Source organism: Bacillota bacterium (assembly GCA_040754315.1).
Lineage (GTDB): Bacteria > Bacillota > Sulfobacillia > DUSP01 > JBFMCS01 > JBFMCS01.
On record JBFMCS010000020.1, the window covers coordinates 1 to 4344 of the forward strand.

The 4344-nt window shown below is 62.3% G+C and carries 8 protein-coding genes and 1 pseudogene; 5 read left to right on the plus strand and 4 right to left on the minus strand.

Features of this window, described 5'->3' with window-relative positions; translation table 11 throughout:
- From AB1576_04235 to AB1576_04255, 5 genes are all read left to right on the plus strand, one after another.
- Positions 1-508: metallophosphoesterase (locus AB1576_04235; protein ID MEW6080982.1), on the plus strand; the 508-nt coding region annotated here is incomplete at its 5' end.
- Positions 509-521: 13 nt separating this feature from the next.
- Positions 522-845 (plus strand): hypothetical protein, encoded by a 324-nt coding sequence (locus AB1576_04240; GenBank protein MEW6080983.1) that lies wholly within the window; start codon positions 522-524, stop codon positions 843-845.
- Positions 827-1000: a hypothetical protein gene (locus tag AB1576_04245; GenBank protein MEW6080984.1), complete on the plus strand. Its 174-nt coding sequence runs from the start codon at positions 827-829 to the stop codon at positions 998-1000. Before AB1576_04240 ends, AB1576_04245 begins: the two co-directional genes overlap by 19 nt.
- Positions 987-1295 (plus strand): hypothetical protein, encoded by a 309-nt coding sequence (locus tag AB1576_04250; GenBank protein MEW6080985.1) that lies wholly within the window; start codon positions 987-989, stop codon positions 1293-1295. Before AB1576_04245 ends, AB1576_04250 begins: the two co-directional genes overlap by 14 nt.
- A gap of 14 nt (positions 1296-1309) precedes the next feature.
- On the plus strand, positions 1310-2479 hold the full coding sequence (locus tag AB1576_04255; GenBank protein ID MEW6080986.1) for an iron-containing alcohol dehydrogenase: 1170 nt from the start codon (positions 1310-1312) through the stop codon (positions 2477-2479).
- Here AB1576_04255 and AB1576_04260 read toward each other — a convergent pair.
- From AB1576_04260 to AB1576_04275, 4 genes and pseudogenes are all read right to left on the minus strand, one after another.
- Complete coding sequence (locus AB1576_04260) at positions 2445-2984, minus strand: hypothetical protein (protein MEW6080987.1); 540 nt, start codon at positions 2982-2984, stop codon at positions 2445-2447. The genes AB1576_04255 and AB1576_04260 overlap by 35 nt on opposite strands.
- Entirely contained in the window at positions 2918-3442 is a 525-nt protein-coding gene (locus AB1576_04265) for a hypothetical protein (protein ID MEW6080988.1), read from the minus strand. The genes AB1576_04260 and AB1576_04265 overlap by 67 nt, the downstream gene beginning before the upstream one ends.
- Complete coding sequence (locus AB1576_04270) at positions 3424-3807, minus strand: aldehyde ferredoxin oxidoreductase C-terminal domain-containing protein (GenBank protein ID MEW6080989.1); 384 nt, start codon at positions 3805-3807, stop codon at positions 3424-3426. Before AB1576_04270 ends, AB1576_04265 begins: the two co-directional genes overlap by 19 nt.
- 89 nt (positions 3808-3896) lie before the next feature.
- Positions 3897-4298, minus strand: a pseudogene (locus AB1576_04275) (aldehyde ferredoxin oxidoreductase C-terminal domain-containing protein).
- Positions 4299-4344 lie beyond the last annotated feature (46 nt).

Below are 4344 nucleotides of genomic sequence, written 5' to 3' on the forward strand. Positions count from 1 at the left end.
CATCGAGGACAATGACTACGTTATCAACCCCGAGGGCAAGACCGTCGAGCTGGACGAATACCACGAGATGATAAGCACCGGATACGGTAACATGACCCCCTGGCAGTGCCCGCGAGACATCAGCGAGGAGGACCTGGCGGAGAAGATCGAGGGAATGGCCGCCGGGGTGAAGAACATGCCCAACTGTGTGTTCAACTTCCATTGCCCCCCTCACGACTCCAACCTTGACCTGGCTCCCAGGCTGGACAGAGATCTGAAGCCGAAGCTGGGCCCCGGGGGCCAGCCCGACATGGTGCCGGTGGGAAGCGTGGCTGTCAGGCGGACGATAGAGGAGTACCAGCCGCTGTTGGGCCTGCACGGCCACATCCATGAGTCCAGGGGCACCGTGAAGATCGGCCACACCGTGTGCCTGAACCCCGGGAGCGAGTACGCTGAGGGTTTCCTGAGGGGAGCCCTGGTGACGCTCCGGGGCGGAAAGGTGGTTTCCTGCCAGCTCACTTCAGGCTAGGGGAGGGGAAGCGGTGGGCAACAACAACGAGTCATTCCTTCAGGAAGGGCTTCGCCTCGTGGAACTGGCCCAATCAAGGCAGACTCCTTTGCGGCTCCTGGGCGCAGTAGCCATCCGCCTGCACTGCGAGACACACCGGCACCTCTTTGACGCTGCCAACCGGCCCATAACGGACCTGGATTTCATGGCATACGTCAGGCACAACCTGGCGGTGCAGCAGATGCTCAAGGAGGAGGGTTATGCACATGACGAATTCATCCTGAAGTTCTACGGGCAGACCAGGCAATATACGCCCATCTTCACATCAGCGGCTTCAAGGTGGACGTTTTCTTCCTAGACAACCTGAGTTTCTGTCACGTGGTGCCATTTCTTGGCCGCCTGGAACTGGACTGTCCCACGGTAACCACGACCGACGTCCTGTTGGAGAAGATGCAGATAGTGGAGACCAACGCCAAGGACCTCAAGGACACCATCATTGTTGCTGGAACATGACATCTCGGAGGGGTTTGAGAGGGAGGCCATCGACACCGGGTACATCGCGAGGATCCTGAGCGCTGACTGGGGATTTTACTACACCGTGACCCAGAACCTACGGAAGGTGCTGGAGTACATGTGCCAGAACCCCTTTATCCGCGATGAGGAGAGGGTTGTTGTGAAGTCCAGGGTCTCCCGGCTCCTGGACATCCTGGACAAGGCCCCCAAGACGATGAAGTGGAATCTCCGGGCCAAGATGGGCACCAAGATCAAGTGGTACACCGACGTGGAAGAAACCGGGAATATGTTCTGAGGGGGCAACCCGCAATGACCGTGCATGCCTTTTCTCTTCCTATCGAGGTCAAGTATGGAGCGGGCGCCTCCCGCCTTACGGGAGAGACGCTCAAAGCCTGGAACGCCCGTCGGCTCTTCGTGGTGACGGACAAGGGGGTCCTTGAGGCAGAACTCCTAGGCGGAGTGATGGACACTCTGGCTCAACCGGAACCGGAGGTCCACGTGTTCGATGAGGTGGAGCCCAACCCCAGGGACACCACGGTCACGAGGGGGGTCACGGCCTTCCGGGGATTCGGCCCCGACGCCGTACTCGCCATCGGGGGAGGGAGCTCCATGGATACCGCCAAGGCTATCCGGGCGGTTGCGGAGGCGGGAGGGAGCATCAGCGACTACGAAGGGTTCGTCAAGTTCAACGTGAAACCCCGGGTCCCCCTCATCGCGGTACCGACCACGGCGGGCACCGGGAGCGAGATGGGCGGATGGGCGGTGATAACCGATACCCGCCGCAGGTTCAAGATGGGCTTCGGGGACCCCGTGGCGCTCTCCCCCACCCTGTCACTGGTGGATCCGGAACTGACCCTGAGCCTTCCCCCAGCCCTCACTGCGTCCACTGGCATGGACGCCTTCTCCCACGCGCTGGAGGTATACGTGTCCCAGGCCTCCTCTCCACTGACCGATGCCTGGGCCCTAGGGGCGATAGAACTCATCGCCGGGAACCTGAGGGTTGCCTACACCAACGGCCATGACCTCTCAGCACGGGAACAGGTCATGACCGGCAGCATGATGGCGGGAGCCGCCATGAGCAACGCGGACTGCGGCGCGATCCACGCCATAGCCGAGGTGGTGGGGGGACTCTACGACATAGGGCACGGCGTCGCCATAGCCGCCTTCTTGCCCTACGTCATGAGGTACAACACCCCGGCAGTCCCTGAGAAGAGTCGGCGGGTAGCCGTGGCCATAGGGTCGTCCCTGGAAGGCCTTGCCGAGATGGAGGCCGCCTCCCTGGCATGGAGAGGAGCGGCCCGCCTGGTGTCCGATCTCGGTCTCCCCAGGCCGTCCGACCTCGAGATCCCACATAAAGACCTGCCGCTCATCGCCAAGGCCTGCACCCTCAACATGTCTTCGGGCGGGAACCCACGGCCGATGGCGGCAGGGGACTACCTCTCCCTTATCCAGGAGAGCCTCGACGAGAACCTCTGGTAGTGCTTCTAGGCGTCCCGGTCACCATCGTTAACAGGGCCATCCTGGTGGGCACACCGTTGGCAGCCTGCCGGAAGTAGGCAGTGCCACGGTAGGCGTCGGTTTCCACCGCTATCTCATCCACCCTTGGCAGTGGGTGCATGAAGGTGATGCCTTCCTTTGCCTCGGCCACGAGGCCGGGGGTCAGCACGTAGGCACCCTTGACCCTCTCGTACTCGGCGGGGTCCTGGAACTTCTCCTTCTGAACCCGGGTGACGTACATCACATCGCTCACCCGGGCCGCAGCCCGCAGGCCCTCCGTTTCTTCCACACCCAAGCTCTTTGACTTCATCGCCTCCACAATGTGATCGGGCATCCTGAGGCTCTCCGGGGATACCAGCCTGGCCGAGTTCCTGTACAGTGCCAGGAGGTACATGAGGCTGTGGACGGTGCGCCCGTGCTTCAGGTCTCCCACCAGCGATACGGTGAGGTCGTCCAGCCTGCCCTTCTCCTGCTCGATGGTATACATGTCCAGCAGGCCTGGGTCGGGTGCTGTCCTACACCATCCCCGTCGTTGATGACAGGAACCCGAGATGCCTGGGTGGCCTCCTCCACTGAACCCACGTCGGGGTGCCTGATCACGATGACGTCACAGTAGCTCTCGATCACGCTGATAGCGTGGTGTACTTCTATCCAGTCTGATGAGATCCTGCCGGGAATGGGCGGGCAGCCGCATGATTCTCGCGCACAGTGATGGTAACTCAGGAAGGGGGAGAGAAGGGGAGCGAGGCCCCTTCCCGCCTGACCGGTGCGCCCGGCATGGGTGATGGCTTGGGGGCGAAAGTCCCCTGCGGACAGTGGCCACGTAGAACCGCTAGCTGAACCGCCCAGTGCGGACCCGCATGCCGGGTGGTGTGGGGGGACGGGGGTTAGCTGCCCCCTCCTACCCGATTTGTACTGGACTCCTGCTACTCCTCCAAGAGCCACCCCAGTGACAGTTCCCGGAGCTTGCCGGGGGCCGGGTTTCCCGTCACCTCGTCCCAGCCAGCCACGGCGTAATAGAGGCCCAGGGCCTTGTCGAACTCAGCCTTGTCCACCCGGGTGCCTGCGGAGGGGTCGTCGGGCAGGGGCTCGAAGAACCGCTCGGGGAGGTAGTCGTCCTTGCGGGTGAACCCCTCCCTGGCGTTGAAGAACCGCATCCTGTTCAGGCGCCTTTCACCGACCTTCATGAGCTCGTAGAGAGAGGCATCCCAGTCGATGCCGGCCTTGTACAGGGTAACCACATCCTGCGGGCCGTCGAGCTGCCACGATGGACCCCAGGCGAAGGTGCAGAGGCATAGGGTGTCGAGCAGGGAGTAGAAGCACTGGGGGACAAGAAGGCGAAACGCACCTTCTCCTCATCCAGCGCGAAGGGGTCCTCATAGCCCTTCCATGCCCCGATCTGGAAGAGGCGTACCCTGCTCGGGCTGTCCGCCGGGAGCGCCACCTCGGGATCGTGCTCGGACGACTCGTGATCCGCACCGAAGGGATTGACGGCGTAGATCAGCCCAACGGAGGGCTTCACCTGTGGCATGTGGGCCGGTTTCTCGTTGCCCTTCAGCAACATGGAGGGGGCCTCCGCACCCTTTCCGAACCGTTGAGCCGCCCTCCGACTGCCCTCTGCCAGGATGTCGCCGATGCCCGTCCTGGCGGCGATGAGCCGGTTCATGGTATTGACGGCGTCGCCGTTGCCGAAGCGGAGGTCAATGCCCCCTGTATCCTCCAGGGTGATGATGCCCTTTTCGAAGCACTCCATGACGAAGAATATCATGACGCCGCAGGAGATGGTGTCTAGCCCGTACATGTTACACAGCTGGTTTGACTCCGCGATGCTCTCCAGCGAGGTCACG